General features: G+C 55.9%; 1 protein-coding gene. It reads left to right on the top strand.

What is annotated here, in order from left to right:
- A partial coding sequence (locus RRY12_11860; protein ID MEG2185367.1) for a putative 2-aminoethylphosphonate ABC transporter permease subunit occupies positions 1-540 on the top strand: 540 nt, incomplete at both ends.

Here is a 540-nt window from a genome sequence, read left to right on the forward strand (position 1 = left end):
TCGGCATGGGCGCGGTAGTGGGACTGCTTTTGATGACGCCGGCGCTTGTCATGTTCGTCACCGACAGGCTGACGCGCACCGCACACGACGCTACAGTCTCGTCGCGCAGCGTCTCCTACCGCGTCACGGAAAATAAAGCCCGCGACCTCGCGCTTTTTCTCTACTGCGCCGTCATAAACCTCTTCATATTGGCGCTTTTTGGAACCGCGCTCTATGCCGCCTTCGTGAAAGCGTGGCCTTATGATATGGGGCTAACTCTAGACAACTTCCTTGTAGACAGCCCCGCTACGGGCGGCATTAGCTCTTTTCGCAACAGCGTAGCAACCTCGCTCGTCTCCGCCGGCGCTGGCAGCCTCTTCGTCTTCCTCAACGCGTGGCTCATAGAAAAGACTCGCGGCTTTACGCTTCTGCGCCAGGCTGATTACCTTTTTTCAATAATCCCGCTTGCTCTGCCGGGGCTTTCGATTGGCATCGCCTTCATTTTTTTCTTCAACATGGAGGGCAATCCCCTCTCCTTCCTCTACGGTACGATGTGGATAA

The sequence above is a fragment of the Cloacibacillus sp. genome (assembly GCA_036655895.1).
Lineage (GTDB): Bacteria > Synergistota > Synergistia > Synergistales > Synergistaceae > JAVVPF01.